At 57.6% G+C, this 21,044-nt stretch carries 17 protein-coding genes; 16 read left to right on the top strand and 1 reads right to left on the bottom strand.

What is annotated here, in order from left to right; translation table 11 throughout:
* The first annotated feature begins 78 nt into the window (after nucleotides 1–78).
* The 16 genes from gmd to H1B37_RS08420 all read left to right on the top strand — a co-directional run bounded on the left by gmd (nucleotide 79) and on the right by H1B37_RS08420 (nucleotide 18,332).
* On the top strand, nucleotides 79–1,200 hold the full coding sequence (gene gmd / locus H1B37_RS08490; protein ID WP_182866204.1) for a GDP-mannose 4,6-dehydratase: 1,122 nt from the start codon (nucleotides 79–81) through the stop codon (nucleotides 1,198–1,200).
* 23 nt (nucleotides 1,201–1,223) lie between these two features.
* Nucleotides 1,224–2,315 (top strand): GDP-mannose 4,6-dehydratase, encoded by a 1,092-nt coding sequence (locus tag H1B37_RS08485; protein ID WP_220498107.1) that lies wholly within the window; start codon nucleotides 1,224–1,226, stop codon nucleotides 2,313–2,315.
* Entirely contained in the window at nucleotides 2,305–3,585 is a 1,281-nt protein-coding gene (locus H1B37_RS08480; RefSeq protein WP_182866203.1) for a lipopolysaccharide biosynthesis protein, read from the top strand. Before H1B37_RS08485 ends, H1B37_RS08480 begins: the two co-directional genes overlap by 11 nt.
* Before the next feature lie 32 nt (nucleotides 3,586–3,617).
* Entirely contained in the window at nucleotides 3,618–4,733 is a 1,116-nt protein-coding gene (locus H1B37_RS08475) for a glycosyltransferase family 4 protein (RefSeq protein WP_182866202.1), read from the top strand.
* Between the two features lie 82 nt (nucleotides 4,734–4,815).
* Nucleotides 4,816–6,084 carry a glycosyltransferase family 4 protein gene (locus tag H1B37_RS08470; RefSeq protein WP_182866201.1) on the top strand — a complete coding sequence of 423 codons (1,269 nt, stop codon included), beginning with the start codon at nucleotides 4,816–4,818 and terminating at the stop codon, nucleotides 6,082–6,084.
* Nucleotides 6,085–6,167: 83 nt separating this feature from the next.
* Complete coding sequence (locus tag H1B37_RS08465; protein ID WP_182866200.1) at nucleotides 6,168–7,640, top strand: hypothetical protein; 1,473 nt, start codon at nucleotides 6,168–6,170, stop codon at nucleotides 7,638–7,640.
* Nucleotides 7,637–8,881, top strand: a complete 1,245-nt coding sequence (locus H1B37_RS08460) for an acyltransferase family protein (protein WP_182866199.1) — start codon at nucleotides 7,637–7,639, stop codon at nucleotides 8,879–8,881. The genes H1B37_RS08465 and H1B37_RS08460 overlap by 4 nt, the downstream gene beginning before the upstream one ends.
* 32 nt (nucleotides 8,882–8,913) lie before the next feature.
* Nucleotides 8,914–10,098, top strand: coding sequence for a glycosyltransferase (locus tag H1B37_RS08455; protein WP_182866198.1), 1,185 nt, complete (start codon nucleotides 8,914–8,916; stop codon nucleotides 10,096–10,098).
* The gene (locus tag H1B37_RS08450; protein ID WP_353620804.1) at nucleotides 10,095–11,309 is read left to right on the top strand and encodes a glycosyltransferase; all 1,215 of its coding nucleotides are present in this window, start codon (nucleotides 10,095–10,097) and stop codon (nucleotides 11,307–11,309) included. The genes H1B37_RS08455 and H1B37_RS08450 overlap by 4 nt, the downstream gene beginning before the upstream one ends.
* A 95-nt stretch (nucleotides 11,310–11,404) precedes the next feature.
* Nucleotides 11,405–12,562, top strand: coding sequence for a polysaccharide pyruvyl transferase family protein (locus tag H1B37_RS08445; protein ID WP_182866196.1), 1,158 nt, complete (start codon nucleotides 11,405–11,407; stop codon nucleotides 12,560–12,562).
* Between the two features lie 74 nt (nucleotides 12,563–12,636).
* Nucleotides 12,637–13,251 (top strand): LbetaH domain-containing protein, encoded by a 615-nt coding sequence (locus H1B37_RS08440; protein ID WP_220498106.1) that lies wholly within the window; start codon nucleotides 12,637–12,639, stop codon nucleotides 13,249–13,251.
* Nucleotides 13,164–14,237, top strand: a complete 1,074-nt coding sequence (locus H1B37_RS33710) for a nitroreductase family protein (protein WP_353620803.1) — start codon at nucleotides 13,164–13,166, stop codon at nucleotides 14,235–14,237. The genes H1B37_RS08440 and H1B37_RS33710 overlap by 88 nt, the downstream gene beginning before the upstream one ends.
* Entirely contained in the window at nucleotides 14,234–15,244 is a 1,011-nt protein-coding gene (locus H1B37_RS08435) for a glycosyltransferase family 2 protein (RefSeq protein ID WP_286177530.1), read from the top strand. Before H1B37_RS33710 ends, H1B37_RS08435 begins: the two co-directional genes overlap by 4 nt.
* A 36-nt stretch (nucleotides 15,245–15,280) precedes the next feature.
* Nucleotides 15,281–16,036 carry a class I SAM-dependent methyltransferase gene (locus H1B37_RS08430; protein ID WP_182866194.1) on the top strand — a complete coding sequence of 252 codons (756 nt, stop codon included), beginning with the start codon at nucleotides 15,281–15,283 and terminating at the stop codon, nucleotides 16,034–16,036.
* Nucleotides 16,037–16,140: 104 nt separating this feature from the next.
* On the top strand, nucleotides 16,141–17,667 hold the full coding sequence (locus tag H1B37_RS08425; protein WP_220498105.1) for a glycosyltransferase WbuB: 1,527 nt from the start codon (nucleotides 16,141–16,143) through the stop codon (nucleotides 17,665–17,667).
* Between the two features lie 59 nt (nucleotides 17,668–17,726).
* A complete protein-coding gene (locus tag H1B37_RS08420) occupies nucleotides 17,727–18,332 on the top strand; it encodes a hypothetical protein (RefSeq protein WP_182866193.1) in 606 nt (201 codons plus the stop codon).
* A gap of 61 nt (nucleotides 18,333–18,393) precedes the next feature.
* On the opposite strand, the gene H1B37_RS08415 is transcribed toward H1B37_RS08420, so the two are convergent.
* Nucleotides 18,394–20,823 (bottom strand): S8 family peptidase, encoded by a 2,430-nt coding sequence (locus H1B37_RS08415; RefSeq protein ID WP_182866192.1) that lies wholly within the window; start codon nucleotides 20,821–20,823, stop codon nucleotides 18,394–18,396.
* Between the last annotated feature and the right edge of the window lie 221 nt (nucleotides 20,824–21,044).

Genomic DNA, 21,044 nt, shown 5'->3' with positions numbered 1-21,044 from the left:
CCCAACTCCCAACTCCCAACTCCCAACTCCCAACTCCCAACTCCCAACCGCATTCTCTTACTGCCAACTGACGACTCTATGACAAAAAAAGCACTCATCACAGGCATCACGGGCCAAGACGGTTCGTACCTCGCGGAGTTCCTGCTGGAGAAAGGCTACGAGGTCCACGGGATCAAGCGCCGTGCCTCGTCGTTCAACACCGAACGGATCGATCACATCTATCAGTCGCCACACGAAGAACAGCCACGATTCAAATTGCACTACGGCGACCTGACCGACACGTCCAACCTGACGCGTATCATCAACGCCGTTCAGCCCGACGAAGTCTACAACTTGGGGGCCCAGTCCCATGTTGCCGTCTCGTTCGAGTCACCCGAATACACGGCCGACGTCGATGCGATCGGCACCCTCCGTCTGCTCGAAGCGATTCGCTTTCTGGGGCTGGAAAAGAAAACACGTTTCTACCAGGCGTCGACGTCTGAATTATTTGGTCTGGTCCAAGAGATTCCACAAAAGGAAACCACGCCGTTTTACCCCCGTTCGCCCTATGCGGCGGCAAAGATGTACGCGTATTGGATCACGGTCAACTACCGCGAGTCTTACGGCATGTATGCCTGCAACGGCATCCTGTTCAATCACGAATCACCGCGACGAGGCGAAACCTTCGTCACGCGAAAGATCACCCGCGGGATCGCCAACATCGCCCAGGGCTTGGAAGAGTGCCTGTACCTGGGGAACATGGACGCGCTGAGAGATTGGGGGCATGCGAAGGACTATGTGCGGATGCAATGGATGATGCTTCAGCAAGAAGTCGCCGATGACTTCGTGATCGCAACGGGCCGGCAGATCAGTGTGCGGGAGTTCGTCAAACTGTCCGCCGAAGAGGCTGGGCTGGAGGTCGCATTTTCGGGTGAGGGTATCGATGAGATCGCGACCGTCACGCAAGTTTTGGACGGTCAAAAGTCGCCCGCTGTAAAGCCCGGGGACGTGATCGTCCGAGTCGACCCCCGCTATTTCCGTCCGGCCGAAGTCGAAACGCTGCTCGGAGACCCCTCCAAAGCCAAAGCCAAACTCGGCTGGGAATGTGAAATCTCGGTCGAAGAGATGTGTGCCGAAATGGTTGCCGCCGATTTGGAAAATGCCCGCAAACACGCGTTGCTGAAGCTCCATGGGCATGCTGTCAGCGTGGCGGTCGAATAACGCAACGGACGGGGACATTCATTTTGATCACGGACAAAACCGAAACGACCACGGCATTGATCACGGGCATTTCCGGGCAGGACGGTTCCTATCTGACCGAACTGCTTCTGGAGAAAGGCTACACCGTTCATGGGCTCGTTCGCCGCAACAGTTCAACCTCTCGAACGCGTTTGAACGCGTTGTTTCACGACAAGTCGATTTACGACCGACGATTGTTTCTGCACTATGCAGACCTTGACGACACGACGACGATTCGCCGGCTACTGGTGAAGATCGCGCCGGACGAGTTCTACCACCTGGCCGGTCAAAGCCATGTCGGCGCGAGCTTTGAGATCCCCGAGTCGACCTGCGAATTCACGGCGATGGGGACGTTGCGATTGCTTGAGATTATTCGCGATCTTCGAAAGCGTCCCAAGTTCCTTCACACCAGCAGCAGCGAGATCTTCGGCCGCCCGGATCGGTCGCCGCAAAATGAAGACACACCGATGAGGCCGGTTTCGCCCTACGGGGTTGCCAAAGCGTTTGCGACCCAGATGACACGCTTGTATCGCGAATCGTTCGGTTTTTTTGCCTGCAACGCGATCTGTTACAACCATGAATCGCCGCGTCGCGGTGAGTCGTTCGTGACTCGGAAAATCACCAGGGGCGCAGCCGCAATTTCGATGGGGCTGCAAAACAAACTGCGGATGGGAAGCTTGGATGCGCGACGCGACTGGGGTTATGCCCCCGAGTACGTCGAGGGGATGTGGCGGATGCTGCAACATGAGACCCCGGATGACTACGTTCTGGCGACCGGAATCGAACACAGCGTGGAAGAGTTTTTGCGTGATGCCTTCGACGCGGTCGGACTGCGATGGAAAAACCACTACGAAGTCGACGCCCGATACTTGCGACCGGCCGAAGTCTGCGAACTGCGTGGGGACCCTTCGAAGGCACGCGACGTGTTGGGTTGGCGGGCCCAGACTGACTTTGGCGAACTCGTCGCTCGGATGGTGCAAGCGGATCTCGAGAGTCTTGCCTCGCAGTCCGGTCAAACGCCGGTGTCTTGCGGGCCGTCGGAGCGAAATTTAAAACCGTCGCGACGCGGCCAGGGTGATGCAAGTGATGGCCGATAGTGTTCTTCAGGATCAGTTCGCGCGGGTTCGCGGATGGACGCGTCTGTTTGCGTTCACCGGAGTTTCCCAAGCGGCGATTCAGGCGATCGGATTTGCAAGCGGGATCTTGGTCATCCGCTGGCTGCCTCCACAGGAATACGCACTTTACACGCTCGCCAACACGATGCTCGGCGCGATGGCGATCTTAGCCGACGGCGGGATCGCGAGCGGCGTGATGTCGCAAGGCGGCAGGGTTTGGCAAGACCGAGTCAAACTCGGTGCGGTCCTGTCGACCGGAATGTCGCTGCGGCGAAGGTTTGCGATCTTCGGGCTGTTGTTTGCGATCCCCGTGTTTGTGGGCTTGCTCCGAAACCACAACGCGTCGTGGACGATGACGATCCTGTTGGTGCTGTCACTGATGCCTGCCTTCCTGTCCGCCCTTTCGAATCGGCTGTTGGAGATCATTCCCAAATTGCAGCAAGACGTCGCGGGGTTGCAATTGATCCAAGTGAAAGCCAGCCTGAGCCGCTTGCTGCTCAATGCGGTCGGGTTGATCTTGATGCCATTTGCAGGCGTCGCGATTCTGGCGGCGGGTACCTCTCAAATCTATGGCAACGCACTGCTGCGTCGGAAATGTGCCCAATTCGTCGACCGTCATCAACACGAAGATGAACAGATCCGCTCGGAAATCCTGAAGGTCGTCAAACGAGTGTTTCCGGCCGCCGTCTACTACACGCTTTCCTATCAGGTGGTCGTTTGGCTGCTCTCGGTATTTGGGACCACCCAAGCGGTCGCCGAAGTGGGCGCGCTCAGCCGGTTGGTGATGGTGCTTTCGATCTTCAACGTCGTGTGTGGAATCACGATCGTTCCGCGTTTCGCTCGATCGGCCAGCGGCAATGGACAATTGGGGAAGAGGTTTTGGGGGCTGCAGGCCGGGCTGTTCGCACTGGCGAGCTTGATTGTTGCCGCCGTCTGGCTGTTTCCGACCCAGACCTTGTTTTTGCTCGGCGACAATTACGCGGACCTGCATCACGAGGTGGTCTGGATGGCGGTCGGGGGCGTGCTCAGCATGATCAATCATGTCACCGTTGCCGTCAGCCAAGCCCGAGCGTACATCCCGGCCTGGTATTTTTCACCGATCGTCGGATCAACCGCACTCCTCATCTTCGCATTGTCATTCGATGTCGGGACGACCAGCGGAATCTTGAAAATGAATGCATCGATTTGGGCGACCACCTGCCTTTGCTCGATTGGGGTGTTCCTGTTTTACAACCGTCGGGCAGCTTCCTGACATCCCGCCCGTCTCCGAGAGGCCTATCAGACATGTCCACAAAAATCGTAATCGTCGCTGCGACACAAGGTGATTTCGGCGGCATCGAAGCGTTCGTCATGACCGTCGCAAAGTTCCTTGACGACAGCGACGGATACGACGTTCGCGTTGTCTTTAAGCGTGTGAAAGGTTGCCGACTGGACAAACTCAAAAACAAACTGGGATCTCAATGGGAATCCCAAGTTCACTTCGTCGAGCGGAATTCGAAGGAGTTGAGAGATCATCTCCGCTGGTCAGACCTTCTGCATGTTCAAAATCTTTGCCCCGATGCGATCGTGCCGGCATTTTGCCTGCGGCGTCCAATTCTGGCGACGATCCACAACTATCGACGAAGCGGGTTGACCCCGCACCGGATGGTCTGGTCGGCGTGCAACACATTGGTGGGACGACGGTTTTACAATTCGCAATTCGTCTGGAAGACCTGGGAACCGAAACGGCCCAAACCGAACAGCGAATGCGTCCCGACGATCTGTTCGCTGTCATCGCCCTTCGTCCCCTATGATCGTCGGCAAGGTTTTTTGTTCCTGGGGAGATGGATTCCGAACAAGGGGATCGAGGACCTGATCGAAGCGTATGCACGTGCCCGGATCGATCGCGACGCCTGGCCGCTGACCATCCTCGGCGACGGACCGCTACGGGAATCCATCCTCGGTCGGATAGCGACGTTGGGATTGCAAGCGTCGGTGCGAACCCCCGGGTTTGTCAGCGGAGAGGAGAAGGAACGGCAAATCGCATCATGCAAATGGCTGGTTGCCGCGGCAAACACCAGAGAAGACATGGGGTTGACCCCGATCGAAGCGCGTGCCGCACGAACCGGCGTGATTGTCAGCCGTGACGGCGGGCTGACCGAGTCAGGAGGGCCGGGCGCGTTGATCACGTCGCCCGGCGATGTGCAGGAACTGGCGGGCCGCTTAGAACAGGCCGCATCGATGGAAGCGGAGGAATATGAGCGTCGTTGCGTTCGGGGCTTCGAATCTCTCTCGGAATACCTCAAGCCGATAACACATTACACGCAAACCTATCAACGGCTGCTTTCACCGAACTCCAGCCGTCATGCCGCATCCGAGCCGATCGGAAGGGGAGGAGCGGTTGCGTCGCGTTGCGATTAATTGGCCCGTTGGGCTGCCCAACCGCCGTCGTCCGAATTCATCTTGACGTTTCTGTATTGTCGCCACTCGAGGCATTCTGTTTATGATCTTACTCGCTCACCCGACCGGAAATAACTTTGTCCGCCAAGCGGCGATGGCGTTCTTTGACGCCGACTGCCTCTCGGAACTGCATCTGGGAATCGCGGCATGCGGTGGTAATTCGTTTGCCCAGTTGGCCGCGCTACCCGGGGCCGCTGAAATCCGGCGACGGACGTACGACGCGCGTTTGCGTTCGCGGTTGCATCTGCACCCGTGGCGGGAAACGGGACGCTTGCTCGCACAGCGGCTTGGCAGTACTCGATTACTGAAACAGGAATCGGGCCTGTTTTGCGTCGACGCAGTCTACCGTGCAATCGACAAGGCCGTCGCCCGCCGGGTTGCCGCCAAAGCATTCCAGTTTGATGTGGTCTATTGTTATGAAGCCGCTGCGGTCGAGACCTTTCGGACCGCCAAACGCTACGGATTGCGTTGCATTTATGACCTTCCGATTGCCCATTGGCGGACTTCAAAACGGTTGTTGAGTGAGGAAGCGGAGCGTCTGCCCGAATGGGAGAAAACATTGGTCGGAAACCGAGATTCCGCGGCGATGTGTGATCGCAAGGATGCAGAATTAGAACTCGCAGACACAATCATCTGTCCCAGTGAATTCGTGAAAGATTCATTGCAGCACCATGCGACTGCTGCGAAACCGGTCCATGTGATTCCGTTCGGAAGTCCGGTGATTGATGCAGAGATTGAGCCGACCGAACGTCCAGTCGAAGAACGCCAACCGAACCGGCCGCTGAAAATTCTGTTTGCCGGCGGGATGACCCAAAGAAAGGGATTGGCTGATCTGTTCGAGGCAATGAAACAGCTCGACGAGCGGAGATTTGAACTTCACGTGATGGGCAGCCCCATCGCCGGGCTGGAGTTCTATTTCAAACAGTACGCCAAATTCGTCCACCATAAGACCAGGCCACACCATCAAGTGCTGCAACTGATGCGTTCGATGGACGTGTTTGTTCTACCGTCGATCGTCGAAGGAAGGGCCCAGGTGCAGCAGGAGGCACTCGCCTGCGGCCTACCGATTATCGTCACGAAAAATGCGGGGGCCGAAGACTTGGTCCAGGATGGTCGGGCCGGGTTCTTGGTGCCGTGCCGAGATCCGGAAGCCATCGCATCAAATCTACGGCGACTCGAACGCGACCGCGACCTGCTGATTGCGATGTCTCGAGCCGCAGTCGCTAAGGCGGCCGAGGTCAGTTGGGAAAGCTATCGCGAACAGGTAGTTGCCGCAGCGACAGCTTGCACCGCCACGACAGAGGTCGCATAGGTTTCGTGAATTTCGATCATGGTCACACTGATTGTCCGGCCAAGGTGAAGACGCCCGTTTTGTCAGAAACGGATCGTGCATCGGTGAGTCGCGGCGAACAGCGACCGACCTGCGAACAGCGACCGACCTGCGAACAGCGACCGACCTGCGAGCAGCGACCGCCCCGGGGACATTCCGATCCGTTTCGGTTGATTCGAATGGGGGTCTGGACGTATCTGATTTTGTGGCTGATCGAAGGCGGATTGCGGCGCTGGTTTTTGCCCAGTTTGGCGACGCCGTTGTTGATCGTCCGTGATCCGGTCGCGTTGGCGATTTATTGGCTCGCGCTGAAACAGGGCGTGTGGCCGAAGAATATCTTTATGCCGGCGCTTGTGATTCTCGGCCCATTGAGTTGGATCATGGCCACGACAGCGGGTCATGGCAATCTGATCATCGCAACTTATGGCATTCGCTGTGATTTCCTGCACGTGCCGATGATCTTCATCATCGCTCGTGTCTTGCGTCGTGAAGACCTCGACCGCCTGTGCAAAACGGCACTTTGGATTTCCATTCCGTTCACACTTTTGTTGATCGCTCAATTTTATTCACCGCAGAGTGCCTGGGTAAATCGTGGATTGGGGGGAAGTCTGGAAGGGGCGGGGTTCTCCGGAGCGCTCGGAAAATTCCGGCCTCCAGGGACCTTCAGCTTCATCACCGGCCCCGCACAGTTGTATCCGATGTTTTGTGCCGCCTGGTTTTATCTTCTCTGCCGGCGAAAGCTGCCTTTCGTGCTGATGGGGCTTTCCGGTGGTGCAATTCTGCTGGCCATTCCGTTTTCAATTAGCCGTTCATTGCTATTCGGAGAACTGTTGGTTGCCAGTGCGGGGTGTGTGGCGTTGTTGGCAAGCGGTGCGTTGACACCTCGATTGCTCGGTCGAGCGGCGTTTGGTGTCGTCGTCGCAATTCTGATCGTCTTGAATACGCCGGGAACATCGGAAGCCTTTGCCGCGTTCGGCGTTCGTTGGAAAAGTGCAACGACGCAAAACGGCGGCATGGAGCGTGCCGTCTTTGGGCGTGTCTTCGGAGGCATCTTTGGCCCCTTTAACTATGTCAATGTGATCGGGTCAGGGACCGGGATCTCGACACAAGCGGGACAGAAACTGTTGACCGGAGAACGTGGGTTTGGTGAATCGGAAGGAGAGTGGGGACGGGTTCTCGCCGAAGGAGGCGTGTTGCTTGGTTTTCCGATCCTCGCGTTCAGGATCTTATTGCTTACCTTCATCGGCTGGCGAACATTCCGATCGATGTTGTATCGCCATTTCGAGGCGTTACCGATGCTCGTGCCGGCATCCCAGTTCATGGTGATGGGGCAGTGGGGACAAACGACCTCGTTGGGATCGTTGGTGATCGCCTGCGGGCTGTGTTTGGTTTCCACCAAGAATGTTCGTCGACGTCTCAGCCCCGCTCGGCCGCAACGCAACGGGGCACGACGGGTTGGGGGACGTCCGGCGGCGCGTCCACGAATCGCCGATTCTGGTCGTGCGTCTGATTCAGTCCAGTTGGGGACGAACGCGTGAATCTCCCTGCAATTGACGTTCTGCGTGGCTTGGCCGCACTCGGCGTGGTTTGGTATCACTCCCGGGTCGACTTGTGGGTCGGCTTCCGTGAGATCCAGAGCCACGCAGAGAACTATTCCAACCTGGACCGCTGGTTGAGCTGGGCATCGTTGCCCGTTTCGCAGCTGAGCTCCCTGGTCATGTTGTTCTTTGTACTCAGCGGATTTTGCATTCATCTGCCCCAGGCCAAGAGAGGCGGAATGGTTGACAGGTCCGCATACGGCATCCGCAGGTTTTTCAGGATCTATCCGGCGTATCTGGTCACGCTTATCTTGTGCTACGTCGCGACGGTGTTACTCGGTTTGGCGTCTCGGGGTGAACCCAAGTTCGAATCGAGCTATCTGTGGAGCACGTTACTGCTGCAGAATTGGTTTGCCGATGGCGGACAAATCGATCTCAATCCGTCGCTCTGGTCCATCCCGGTCGAGGCGGAGTTCTACCTCGTTTACCCCCTGCTGTTGTTGATTTTCTTGCATCGTGGGATGCGAGCCTGTTTGGGGTTCACCCTGGTCTGCACTTCGGTCGGATGGATCCTGCACTTCCAAGGCCTGAGCATCGCGGAGGGGGCATTTTTCAAGTACGCGATCATTTGGAATAGCGGTGCCTGGCTTGCCGAAAAGTACATGCGGGGGGAATTGCCGGTTTGGACGAAATGGCACAGCACGCTGATGATCTTTTCCGTCACCGTCACCCCTGCCCTTGGATTGGTTGGGGCGGATCATTTTTACCTTGACTACGGCTGGGGACTAGGCGCATTTCTCCTGCTCTGGTGGCTGATTACCGATGGGGCAGGTTGGCTGGACGAGGAAGCACGATGGGTCAAGCCTTTGACGGCGTTGGGGACAATTTCCTATTCGCTTTATCTGATCCATTTCCCTTTGTTCAAAGTCGGCGGAACGATTTGGGTGGAGTATTTCGGGTCGAAACCGGAAAGTTTCCTCGTACCGACGCTGGCTACGTTTTCCGCCATCCCATTCGCCTGGTGCTTTTTCAAGGCGTTCGAGAACCCGAGTCACGCTTGGGCACGTCAACTCGCCAAACGTTGGGCGTCGCGTGCCCCTGCCCGCGACGGCTCCAACGCGACGGCCCAGACAGTCGCGTCCGACAAACCTGGAACGCACCCCGACAATGAAACCCCAGCCCCGGCGAACCGGACAATGGAGTCGGGCAATCCCCTTTCAGTGACACCGATCGTGAAGTGAGCCCAGTGGATCAAGTGAGGCGTAACGAGCAGATGAACATCGTTTTTCTAACCCATCCGGAGTGGTTGCAATCGTCCAGCATGCCGCGTCTGGCACGGATGTTTGGCGAAGGCATGAAATCCAAAGGGCATCGTGTCAGCTACTGGACTTCGAGACCGTTTCTCGGTCGATACGCGCCCCGCTGGGCAGCGCTCCGCAAGTGGCTTGGCTATTTAGACCAGTACCTGATCTATCCTTGGTCGCTCGCAAAGAACGTTCGCAATCAACCTCAGGGAACGGTGTTTGTCGTCACCGACCAAGCGCTGGGGATGTGGGTACCGAAGATAACCCAACGACCACATGTGATTCACTGCAACGATTTTTTGGCGTTGCGATCGGCACTCGGACAATTCCCCGAGAATCCGACGAAGTGGTCCGGCAGGCTCTATCAGCATTTGATCCGCCGCGGCTTTTCCAAGGGCTCCCATTTCGTGAGTATCTCTCATGCGACCAACCAGGACCTGCAACGACTGACGCTGGGAACCCCGCAGTCGACCGAAGCGGTTCATTTAGGATTAAATGGCGACTTCCGCGTTCTTGACGACCAGACGAGCAGGGAAATCCTGAAATCGCGTTTGCATGGCGAGGAAGAAACCGGCTTTCTGCTGCACGTCGGGGGAAGCCAGTGGTACAAGAACCGTGAAGGGGTCATCGAGCTCTACCGTGCTTATTCGGAGCGCACCGAGCGCCCCATTCCACTCTGGATGGTCGGGGCCGAGCCCGGCGATAGGTTGCGGGCTTCGGCTCGGAAGATGCCCAACGGCGGAACGGTACGCTTCTTGTCGGGATGTTCCAACGAGGAAGTGATCGCGGCATACAACCGAGCCGCGTTGTTTCTGTTCCCCAGCCTTGAAGAAGGTTTCGGCTGGCCGATCGCCGAAGCATTGGCGTGCGGAACACTTGTTCTGACGACCGATGCGGCGCCGATGACCGAAGTCGGCGGTGACGCGGCGAGCTACTTGCGACGCAAGTCGGCGTCAGACGAATCATGGGCCGAGGAGGGAGCCCAACAAATCATTTCCCTGCTTCACCTCTCAGCCGCTGAGCGTGAAACGCGTATTCGACGCGGTTTGGAACATGCGGGGAAATTTACGACCAAGAACGCATTGGACGCCTACGAAACGATCTACAAACGCGTCCTGGAATCCTGGCAGGCTGAATCGGAGGTGCCGCAATGAGAATGCTTCACGTAGTTTCATCGATGAATCCCAATACGGGAGGGGTGTGCCAGGGGATCCGGAATACGCTCCCCGAGATCGAGTCATTGGGGTACCGAAGTGATGTCGTTTGCCTCGACGGCAGGGATGCCACCTATGACATGCAAGACTCCTTTCCCGTGATTCGCTTGGGAGCGCGACGCGGCCCTTGGTCTTACTCACGTCATCTTCATCGCTGGTTGATCGAATCCTTGCCGCAGTACGACGCCGTCGTCACCAACGGCCTCTGGCTCTATCATTCGTTCGCCGTCTCACGCGCGGTGGCTGGTTTGAAACGAAAAAAAACCACGAACATACCAAGGGTTTATGTGATGCCGCACGGGATGCTCGATCCCTGGTTTCAACGAACCCCGTCGCGAAGGCTCAAGGCATATCGCAACTGGTTGTATTGGAAAACCATCGAAAACCGAGTGATTTCACAGGCCGACGGGATTCTGTTTACCTGCCAACGCGAGCTTGAATTGGCGCGAGAGACCTTTCGACCCTATCGACCACAACGAGAAACCAATATCGGTTACGGAGTCCCTGCGCCGCCGCCGAGAAACGGTCAAATGGAGCGTGCGTTTCGACGCGAATGTCCGACACTCGGCGATCAGCGATACTTATTGTTCCTCAGCCGAATCCACCCCAAAAAGGGAGTGGATCTTCTTCTGCGAGCGTACGCCAAGGTCGCCGCAAACGCGTCGTCTGGTGCGATGCCGGCGCTGGTGATCGCCGGCCCCAAAGAATCCGCTTATGCGACCGAGATGCAACAACTCGCACAACAACTCGGACTAGCCCGGTCCGGTGCTCGAGCGGATTCCGGTGTCCCCGGTGTCCACTTTCCCGGCATGTTGCGTGACGATGCCAAATGGGGCGCATTCTACGGCTGTGATGCCTTTGTCTTGCCGAGCCATCAAGAGAATTTTGGGATTGCCGTCGTGGAAGCCTTGGCGTGCGGAAAACCGGTGCTGGTTTCGGACCAAGTCAATATCTGGAAAGAAATCTCTGATTCCAATGCCGGGATCGCAAGACCCGACTCGCTGGACGGGACGCAGCAGTTGCTCGAAGCTTGGCTGGACCCGAAAGCCCATCTCGGGGCGATGAAGGCCGAAGACTGCTTGTCCTGCTTTCGTCGTTACTTCTTGCCTCAGGCTGCCGCTCAAAATCTCGTTCAAGCGCTCGCAGGTTAGCTGCCGGGCACTGGCCAATCGAACCGTGTGGAATTCCGATCCCGAGGGATTCCGGCGGGACCTGTTCGGATATGGATCAACCCCGAGGACAAACGATGAAAGTCGGATTGCTTACGTTTCACTTTAGTAACAACTACGGAGCATTGCTTCAGGCGTATGCACTGCGCTCATGGTTGATCAAGCAAGGTGTCGATGCTGAATTCATCAACTATCACCCTCGCTATGTCGAGGAAGGAAAGTTTGCCGTTGACCTGAGTGCCGACGGGATCCGGACCAATTTGAAGTCGCTTTTCCTGCAATATTCCAAGCTGCGTTCCCATTTGTTCCACCGTCAGGCGCTGACCGCGTTGGATGAATTTCGGACGTCGAGACTTGGCATCGATGGACCGATCTGGCGTTCTCCGGAGGAATTGGATTCGGCCGGGTTGCAATACGATCTGCTCATCTGCGGGAGCGACCAGATTTGGAACCCTTCGCCGCAATTCGGATTGGACCCGGTCTACTTCCTCAACTTCCGTGCAACGGCAAGGCGTCGGATTTCCTATGCCGCGAGTTTCGGCTCGAACGAACTCCCCAGCGTCTTTCACCGAGATGTGAAACGTTTCCTCGAGCGCTTCGATGCGATCTCGATCCGTGAGCGAGGCGGCGCAGCGTTTGCCGAATTGTTGGTCGGCAGGCCGGTCCGCTGCCTACCCGATCCGACCTTTCTGATCCGCGATTACTCTGCCCTGATCGACGAGGACACGATCGTGACATCGCACGCAATATTTTCCTATGTGCTGCGATCCGGTACGGGGTTCCCAAGATTGGCCGAGCAGCTGAAAAAGACGCTGCGGGCAAAAGTCGTCAGCGGTTACAACCCGTTGCGACGTTGGAAAGAGATTGGGACTCCCGTGTCCGGCGGGCCGTGTGCCTGGTTGACCAACCTGTCGGCCTCCAGGCTGGTGCTTACCAACTCGTTCCATGCGACGGTCTTTAGCATCCTCTTTCGTCGTCCATTCATCGCTGTCAAGTTGCCGGGGACGAGGTCCAAGCTGAGCGCCCGGCTGGAACATCTGCTTCGGTCGGTGGGATTGGAAGAACGGTTAATCGATGCGAACGATGTCGAGTCGGCCGACAGGCTGGCGAAGGAGCCGATCGATTGGTCGGCTGTCGATCCGGCGGTCGATCGTCTGCGGGCGGATGGGCAAGGCTTTCTGCTCGAAAACATGGCGGCGTGTCGATCCGGCGACGGTGCGTATGCCCGCGTTTGACTCAAGGTCGGTTCGGCCGATAGCACACACCGATCGAACACCTGTTTCCTAAACACTCACTGTAGGTACGACGATTGATTGCACTGAAGAACCGTGTGACCGAAGGAAGTGCCAGCGGATTTCGGCAATGGAAGTACGTCGATCAACTCTCTCGTCGCGAACGAGTGCGGCGGCTGATTTGGACTTCGGTTTGGCTCGTTGCATTTCGCATGACACCGCGATGGTTGCTCCATGGTTGGCGCAGGTCCCTGTTGCGAAGTTTTGGTGCAACGATCGGGGAAGGTTGCCGAATCGCCCCCTCCTGCAAAATCTGGGCGCCCTGGAATCTGACCATGGGCGACTATTCGGTGCTCGGCGATCAAGTCGATTGTTATTGCATGAACCGCATCACGATCGGATCGAAAGTCGCCGTCAGCCAACGCGCGTTCTTGTGCACCGGAAGCCATGATGTGACAAGCCTGCGACGTCCGCTGACGACCGCACCGATCGTGTTGGAAAACCATGTTTGGGTCGCGGCCCAGGCATTCGTCGGCCCCGGCGTCACAATCGGTGAAGGTGCGGTCGTGGCGGCGTGTGCTTGCGTGGTCAGGGACGTGGATCCGTGGGTGATCGCCGGCGGAAACCCGGCGGTCCGGCTAAAGGAGCGTGTGCTCTCAGAAACCGCCCCGGCAGGGAGAGACCCGTCATGAAGTGGATTTTGCACCGTCTTCGGGCACTCGCATCATTGTTGTTGCTTCCGGTCGAACTTTTCGGCGACTGGCTCCATTGTATTCGCTGGGGGAAAGGCAGTCCGTTTTCACCCGCGCAACCAAGCCTCTATTACGACATCGTTCTGTTGGCCCATACCGTCGAAAAGGGGCTTAGCTTGGCAGAGACCCGGCCGTCATTTGGACGGCAAAAAATCGCAACGGTCATCGATCTTTGTGAACAGTATGACTGGAGCGGTCCGAGGTTCCCGTTACAAATGGCTTACGGGGCGTTACGTGAGTACAGCGCGTATCACGCCGATCGGAACATCGACCTGGGCGCACTCGGGGCAAGGATCACGCAATTCGTTCGACGCGCCGAAGACCAGGGGATCGAGCCTAAGGGGGGGACGGTGACACCGAACGCCCTGGTCAACGGTCAGACCTCTTCGGAATTTCTCTGCTCACGCTGGAGCTGTCGGGACTTTTTGCCCGAACCGGTTTCCAGTGAAGATGTGAGGAGGATTGTGAAGTGCGCACAATCTGCACCGTCCCAGTGCAATCGTCAGTCGGTTCGAGTCCACGTCTATCAGAATCGGCGGGAAATTGAAGCGTTGTTGAGGCTTCAGGGGGGATCGACCGGTTTCGCGCAGCGGGTCAGCAATCTCTTCGTCGTGACATCCGAAACGTATGCCTGGAGCGGTGCGAAACCACGTCACCAGCCCTATGTCGACGGAGGCATTTTTGCGATGCAATTGGGCATGGCATGTCTCTCTCACTCCTTCGGTTGTTGCTTTTTAAATTTGGCGGTGACCAATCGTCAGGAGAAACGCATCAAGCAGGCTGCCGGGATTCCTCAGGGAGAGAAGCTGATTCTCATGATGGCGTTCGGCATCCCGGTCACCCGCGACCGTGCGGCCGCGCGATCGGAACGATTGCCGGTGGACGAAGTGCTCACGTTTCACGGATCAGCTGGGGGAGCGAATTGAATAACAAGAACATTGCGGTCGTGATCTTGACAAAGGATGAAGCGATTCATCTGCGACGTGCCTTGGAATCGATCCGAGCGGTGGCAATCCAGGTCTTTGTCATCGATTCGTTCTCAACCGATGACACGGTGAAGATCGCAGAAGACGCCGGTGCGGTGGTCCTGCAAAACAAATTTGTCAACCAGGCGAAACAGTTTCAGTGGGCGATGGATCATGCCCCCATTACCGCCGAGTGGGTTCTTCGTCTGGATGCCGATGAAATCATCGAAACCGATCTGCAAGAAGAGATCCTTCGACGTCTGCCGACCTTGCCCCCTGAGGTGGTCGGCGTGAACTTTAAACGCAAGCACATCTTTATGGGGCGTTGGGTGCGATTCGGTGGCCGCTATCCACTGATCATGACTCGCCTTTTTCGTCGAGGATGTGGACGGGTCGAAGACCGTTGGATGGACGAGCATATCGTGGTCTCCGGTGGTCGGACGATCACGTTTGAAGGTGGATTTGCGGATCACAACCTCAACGACCTCACGTATTTCATCGAGAAGCACAACAGGTACGCGACCCGCGAGGCGGTCCAAGTGCTCGGCGAGCGACTCGGGTTGCTCGGAAACCAGACTGCCGTGACCCGCGAGAACGCTTCCTTTCAAGCGTCCGCGAAACGTCTGCTCAAAAACCGTATCTACAACCGGATCCCATTCACCATCAGTTCGCTGGGGTACTTCCTGTATCGCTACGTGCTTCAACTCGGATTTCTCGATGGACGGAGCGGACTGGTGTACCACTTCTTGCAAGGGTATTGGTACCGGTTTCTCGTCGGCGCCAAACTGATGGAACTCGAAATGTCGGTCGCCCCTCTGCAAGACCGGGACGAAATCTTGAATACCCTTTCCGATCTGACGGGGCTCCACCTGGGCGAACCGGTTGCGGCCGTCGGCGGTCGTGCCGCAAGTCGCAAAGTGGACCCGTGGCCCCACGAATCCGCCCGCTCGCAACATGCATCGCATTGACAATCCCGCGTCCCACCGTTTCCGGAGTCCTATCGAATGATCAAACACCTATCCTACCAAGACGCGATCTACGCGTCCTACCGCTCCGCATTCAAAGGCGATGCCGATGCCGATGCCCTGGCGTTCAATGCCGCTAAACTGCAACCGGTGATCGAGCCATGGGTCGCGTCATTGCCACGTGACAGCGTCGTGATGGACCTCGGGTGCGGCGCAGGCGAATTGCTGTTGGCATTTCGGAATCTTGGCTTTACCCGTCTGTGTGGATGCGATTTGAGCGAAGAACAGGTGGCGTTGGCCAGGACCATTGCGCCCGAGGTTGCATCGGAAAACCTATTTGACTTCCTTAGCGACCGCGATGACGAGAGCGTCGATGTGATGACTCTGTTTGACGTTTTGGAACATCTCACGCGTCAAGAAACCTACGATCTGCTCGGAATCATCGGACGCAAGCTGAAGCCGGGCGGTTTGCTGATCGGACATGTCCCCAACGGGTTGTCTCCGTTTGCAGGCCACGTGTTCTATGGTGACCCGACGCACCAGTGGTGCCCCACTCCGTCGGCGATGCGGACGATGCTCTCGGTGACGAACTTCGTCGACTTTGCCGCGGCTGAACATTTGGGGACTTCAAAGAGCCTACAAGGTCGAATGCGTTCGTGGATGTGGAGCCTGCAGAGACACGTCATTTCGACCGCCAACCTGGTCGAGACGGGAACCCGCGGTGAAGGGATTTGGACTCGCAATTTTGCCTTCAAGGCGCGCACGCCTCGCACAGGCACACTCACTGAGGAATGAAATTGCGATTGGACACACCGCATACACTCCCGACCTGGACGTGACCTACGCCCCCCGCGCCAGTGCTTTGCAGGCGAACGGGTTGGCGGCGAAGTATCACAACGATGAGCAGCAAGAAAATGAAGATCCTATTGCATGGTTTGAACTACAGCCCCGAGGAAATCGGGATCGGCAAGTATTCGGGCGAGATGGTGCAGGAGCTTTCGGAAGTTGGCCACCACGTCGTGGTTGTGACCACGCCACCCTACTATCCTCAATGGAAAATCTTGGACGGATATCAGGGGCGGATCTATTCACGACAGGTGACGCAATCGAAGAACGGACGCGGGCGGATCGAGGTGATTCGCTGTCCGCTGTGGGTCCCGCGCTCGGTGACCGGATTGAAACGTGTGATTCACTTGGCATCATTCGGGCTCTCCAGTATTCCGCCCATGTTCTGGTCCGCGATCCGATTCCGCCCGGATGTCGTGATGGTTGTCGAACCGGCGGCCATTTGCATGCCGACGACTTGGATTGCGGCTCGTTTAACGCGGGCAAAGGCCTGGTTGCATGTCCAAGATTTTGAAGTCGATGCGGCCTTTGAGCTCGGAATTCTAAAGCAGCCGCTGCTGAAGCGAATCGTGCTCGCCGCCGAAGCGTTTCTGATGAGACGGTTCGACCGCGTTAGCAGTATCTCACCCAACATGTTGGTCAAACTCATCCAGAAGGGCGTCGCGCAACAGCGGGTGGTCGCATTTCCGAATTGGGTCGATTGCGATGTGATGAAGCCGCTCGAGCCGGCGGTCGATCAACATGCTGTCGGACCGCTGTCTGAAAATCGTGCTGCGGCGAAACGGCATTTCGTTGATTCCATCCGTGCGAAATTTGGACTCCCTCCCGGAAAGTGTATCGCCCTGTATGCAGGCAATCTTGGCGCCAAACAGGGACTCGAAACAATTCTCGATGCCGCCCGGCAATCCGGCGGTCGCAGCGACCTGCACTTTGTAATCTGCGGGCGTGGCGCCGCCTATAACGATTTGCTGGCCATGTCACACGGGCTGGACAACGTTCAATTCCTTCCCCTTCAGCCGATGGAGCGTTTCAATGAATTGATGAATGCAGCTGACATCCACCTGCTTCCCCAAAAAGCGGGGGCCGCTGATTTGGTGATGCCTTCCAAATTGACCGGGATGCTTGCCACGGGACGCCCCGTTGTCGCGTGCGCGTCACCCGGAACGCAAATCGCCGATGTGGTCGATGGACATGGGCTTGTCGTACCGCCGGCAGACTCGGTCGCATTTTGTGAGGCGGTCGAGCGATTGGCGGTCGACCGCGATTTGCGGGAATCGCTCGGAACCGCGGCGCGTGCATATGCCGTCAAGAATTTGGGACGAAAGTCGATTCTGACGAAGTTCATTGGTGACCTGAAAACGGCATGTTCCATCGACACGCAATCCGGTTCGCACGCTGGCGTTGAATTACCAAGCGGCTCGGTCAGAGTCGACGCCGCGGAGTCAATCAGCGATCGGGCCTACTCCGATCGGGCTTTCTCCGATCGGGCTTTCTCCGATCGGGCTTTCTCCGATCGGGGCGATGGAGAACGTTCGCGTGAAGACGTGTGCGAAAGTGCTGCCCCGACGGCGAGTCCGTGACTGAGACGGTGACGATTCGGATGGTATTGACATAACGAAACTGCATTCACGCGATCTCGATGACAACCAAAAATTTACGGCATCCATGGCAGACGGACCGATGGCGGTTGATGGTGGTCGGCATTTGGTTTGTCGTGACACTGGGGATTGCCACCTACGCGCTGATCAAGCCTTCGACGTCCGCAGCGGACCTTGTGTTTTTGCCGGATTCGATCATCTCCTGGCTGGACGCACAGTTCAATTTTCGCACGTTCGTCATGACATTGGGCGTGTGCGTGATTCCCGCAATTCTATTGAGCGCCGCTGGCTGGGATGTCGTCCGACGTCTCGTCCTCTCGGCCTCGTCTTTGTTTCTGGTTTCTCTCGAGTTTTATCAACGGTGGATCCCAACCCGAGGGTTCAGTTGGGAAGATGTGGGGTACACCATTGCCGCAGTGTTGGCCGTCGAATGTCTTGTCGTGTTCGGTCGTCGGATCGGCACCGAGGCCGACGCACAACGGTTTGGCGACGACCGGCACAATTTTTCAATTCGAGGACGGTGGACAATGGTTGCGAAATGTTTGCTCGCAGTGCTTTGCGCCGTGTTGGTTGTGGGGCAGTTGGCATATCTCTTTCTTGTGGCTTCCGACGGGACCGTTGACCTGATCGAACGAACGGTCCGGTGACCGAAGCCCCGATTCACAACGGAGATGCGTTGCGGCAGTTCGCCCCTCATTGCGGCGACGGTCATGGGAGTGATCGTAGAAACCGCACGCCGAAGTGGCCGTAGTCCTGGCCGTCGACGTCACCGTCGCCGTCGTAGTCAAGTTCGGTGTTGAAGTTCGGGTCGGCTGAGTCACGCAGGAACGTCAGCCCGAATCGTCCGTAGTCTTGTCCGTCGACGTCTTTGTCGCCGTCGGTGTCGCCGAATAGGCGGAAAAAGTCATCGGCCTCTGCTGCGCCGGTGAAAGAGTAGTCTTGCGACATCGCGATCGCTCCGAGCCCGAGGATTTGGCCGGAGAGGATCTGCAGCTCATATCGACCATCGGACAACGAGTTGCCCAACACGCCGCTTCCTTGACGCGGGTCGGTTGATGCCCCGTCGAACGTCAATTGGACCGTCGTGGCGTTCGCGTTGTCGGTGGCTGTCACATGGATCTGTCCGACTTGGGTCTGGGTGGTGGTGTTGGTAACGACGAAGGCACTCTCCACAACGGCGTGATCGATCGTCTGGTCGAACCGGACCGTGAGTTCTGTCACTTGGCTGCGGGAGAGCGATTGCCCCACTTGCACGGAGGTGACTTGGGGCGGTTGGGTGAAGCTGGCGTCTGAGTGCCAGGCCAACGCATAGGTTTCGCCATTGCCCGAATTTGGGACGACGCGGCGAATCACTTGCAATTCGTAGCGTCCGGGTTGCAGGTTCGTCAGGTGCAGGTGTTCGACGTTATCCACGGTGCTCTCAGAGCGGGCGACCGGGACCGAGTCGCGCAGCAGGACAAGGTCCAGATTGTCTTGGGCATCATTCGGGTCAACATAAAAACTGTCCGCGGCATCGATCCGCCCGTTGGAGTTGGCATCGTTCCAGAACGTATGTCGATCCCAAGTCAACGTGACGTCAATCTCGCCCCCGGTGGTGGCATGGCCCAGGTCATAGGTTGCGACTCCGCCGGCGGAATCAATGGTTCCGGTCAGATCACCGAAATCATAGCCGAGCGGTGCAACTTGCCCCGGTGGTTGCTGGCCGGCGGCGTACATGTCGTGGACGCGTGAAAGATTCAGGACGCCGGTGCCCTGCTGGTTGTCCAGCGGTCGTGTGACGGTGTTGCTCCAGGGGGATCCGTCCGCGTCCAGGGTCTTGATGCCCGAGTTCATCACGATGGCTTTGATCAGCCGGTGATCGGTGGTCAGCTGATTGCGTTTGCCGTAATCAAGCATTTGAGCGACCGCGCCGGTGACGAACGGAGTGGCGAAACTGGTGCCGCCGAATCCACCGCCGGCGAGGCGACCGTCGCGCCAGGCGGCTCGTGTGGACACCACATCGACGGCGGCATTGCCGAGTAAGTCAGGTTTGCTGCGGCCGTCGGGTGTCGGACCATAATCTTGTTGGCTCCACGCGCGGTCGAGTGTCTCCCGAAGCCCACCGACGGTGATCACGTTCCGCGACGATCCCGGCGCAGTCGGACGGGAATGATTGCTCAGTTGGTTGACGGCGGGGACCGCGACGATGTCCAGACCGTAACTGAGATAGTCGACCAGCAGATTCGTTTTCGAAGTCTCGCCCAGGTAGGAATCCGTCGCCGACCCCGCCCACCAGGACCAGCTCATGTTGATCACCTCGGCGCCGTTGTCGACCAGGAATCCGGCGGCTTCGAAGACGTCTTGCACATTCAATCCCGGAACCTGGGCGCGATTGATGAACTCAGCCGTCACATAGCGGGCATCGGGCGCCAAACCGGTGACGTCGCCGTCGTTGTCACCGCTTGCCAAGACGATCCCCATCACCGCGGTGGCATGATTCGCATTGACGGGGCTGTCTCCGGGCCCATCGGTGTTCTGCGATGACGCGACCAACCGATTTCTTCCCGACGAATCGAATCCGGTGAACCAGGGGTGATTGAAATCGAAGGCGTCGTCCATTGTGCCCACAATCACGTCGGTACCGTCCCCCAAAAGGGCGCGACCCTGCTCGGCTTCGACCAACGCCCACTCGTGGGTGATGTCACCGCCGACGGTGAAGTCGACGGTGATCGAGTTGTCGATTTCGTTTGATTCATCGATCGTGTTGTCGACATCAAGCGTGACGGTGATGCTGTACACTCCTGCTTTGTGCATCACCCAGACTCCCCAGACGTGATGCCAAGTGGTGCGGCCGACGAATCCCGAGCCCCAACTGACCGGCGGTGCGACATGCTGTGGATTTCGGTTGACAGTTCGCCCGATCGAATAGGCGTCGTGGAGCGGGTTATCGTAAGTGAATTCGACGCGTACGAAGAATGGCTCGCCGGCTTGCGGAACAATCACGTTGTTGTTTCCGTCGACCGGGTGGGCCGCGGTGGGAAAGAGGTTTGCCGAGGAAGCGTTTTCCGGGGCGGCAGGGCTGGTCGGTGCACCGACGATCATCGGCCCTGTGGTTTCGAATGGTCCGCCGAATCCCGAGCCGTCTGGATCGTCACCCAACCACACTTCCGCGACATCCCCGGCGAGAAGCTGGCGGGATTCGAGTCGTTCGACCCGGGAAAGCCTGGGGCCGCCTCTTCGACGGTGGGAAATGACGCGGACGTGGGATCGACGACGGGATGGAGGTTGGAAGGTCACTTGGGAAAGACTCGCGGGGCGTTTGTCGGAACTTGAGGGACATTCTGACGCTTCATAATTGATCGAGGGTGCCGATCGTGGTC

The sequence above is a fragment of the Stieleria mannarensis genome, from assembly GCF_014154935.1.
Taxonomy (GTDB): domain Bacteria; phylum Planctomycetota; class Planctomycetia; order Pirellulales; family Pirellulaceae; genus Stieleria; species Stieleria mannarensis.
This window is presented reverse-complemented; position numbering and strand designations above follow the sequence as displayed.

Excerpts from the sequence above, each read along its gene's own strand:
- H1B37_RS08450 (WP_353620804.1), top strand. The coding sequence starts at position 10,095 with ATGAGAATGCTTCACGTAGTTTCATCGATGAATCCCAATACGGGAGGG.
- H1B37_RS08425 (WP_220498105.1), top strand. The coding sequence starts at position 16,141 with ATGAGCAGCAAGAAAATGAAGATCCTATTGCATGGTTTGAACTACAGC.
- H1B37_RS08455 (WP_182866198.1), top strand. The coding sequence starts at position 8,914 with ATGAACATCGTTTTTCTAACCCATCCGGAGTGGTTGCAATCGTCCAGC.
- H1B37_RS08445 (WP_182866196.1), top strand. The coding sequence starts at position 11,405 with ATGAAAGTCGGATTGCTTACGTTTCACTTTAGTAACAACTACGGAGCA.
- H1B37_RS08475 (WP_182866202.1), top strand. The coding sequence starts at position 3,618 with ATGTCCACAAAAATCGTAATCGTCGCTGCGACACAAGGTGATTTCGGC.
- gmd (WP_182866204.1), top strand. The coding sequence starts at position 79 with ATGACAAAAAAAGCACTCATCACAGGCATCACGGGCCAAGACGGTTCG.
- H1B37_RS08480 (WP_182866203.1), top strand. The coding sequence starts at position 2,305 with ATGGCCGATAGTGTTCTTCAGGATCAGTTCGCGCGGGTTCGCGGATGG.
- H1B37_RS08470 (WP_182866201.1), top strand. The coding sequence starts at position 4,816 with ATGATCTTACTCGCTCACCCGACCGGAAATAACTTTGTCCGCCAAGCG.
- H1B37_RS08420 (WP_182866193.1), top strand. The coding sequence starts at position 17,727 with ATGACAACCAAAAATTTACGGCATCCATGGCAGACGGACCGATGGCGG.
- H1B37_RS08430 (WP_182866194.1), top strand. The coding sequence starts at position 15,281 with ATGATCAAACACCTATCCTACCAAGACGCGATCTACGCGTCCTACCGC.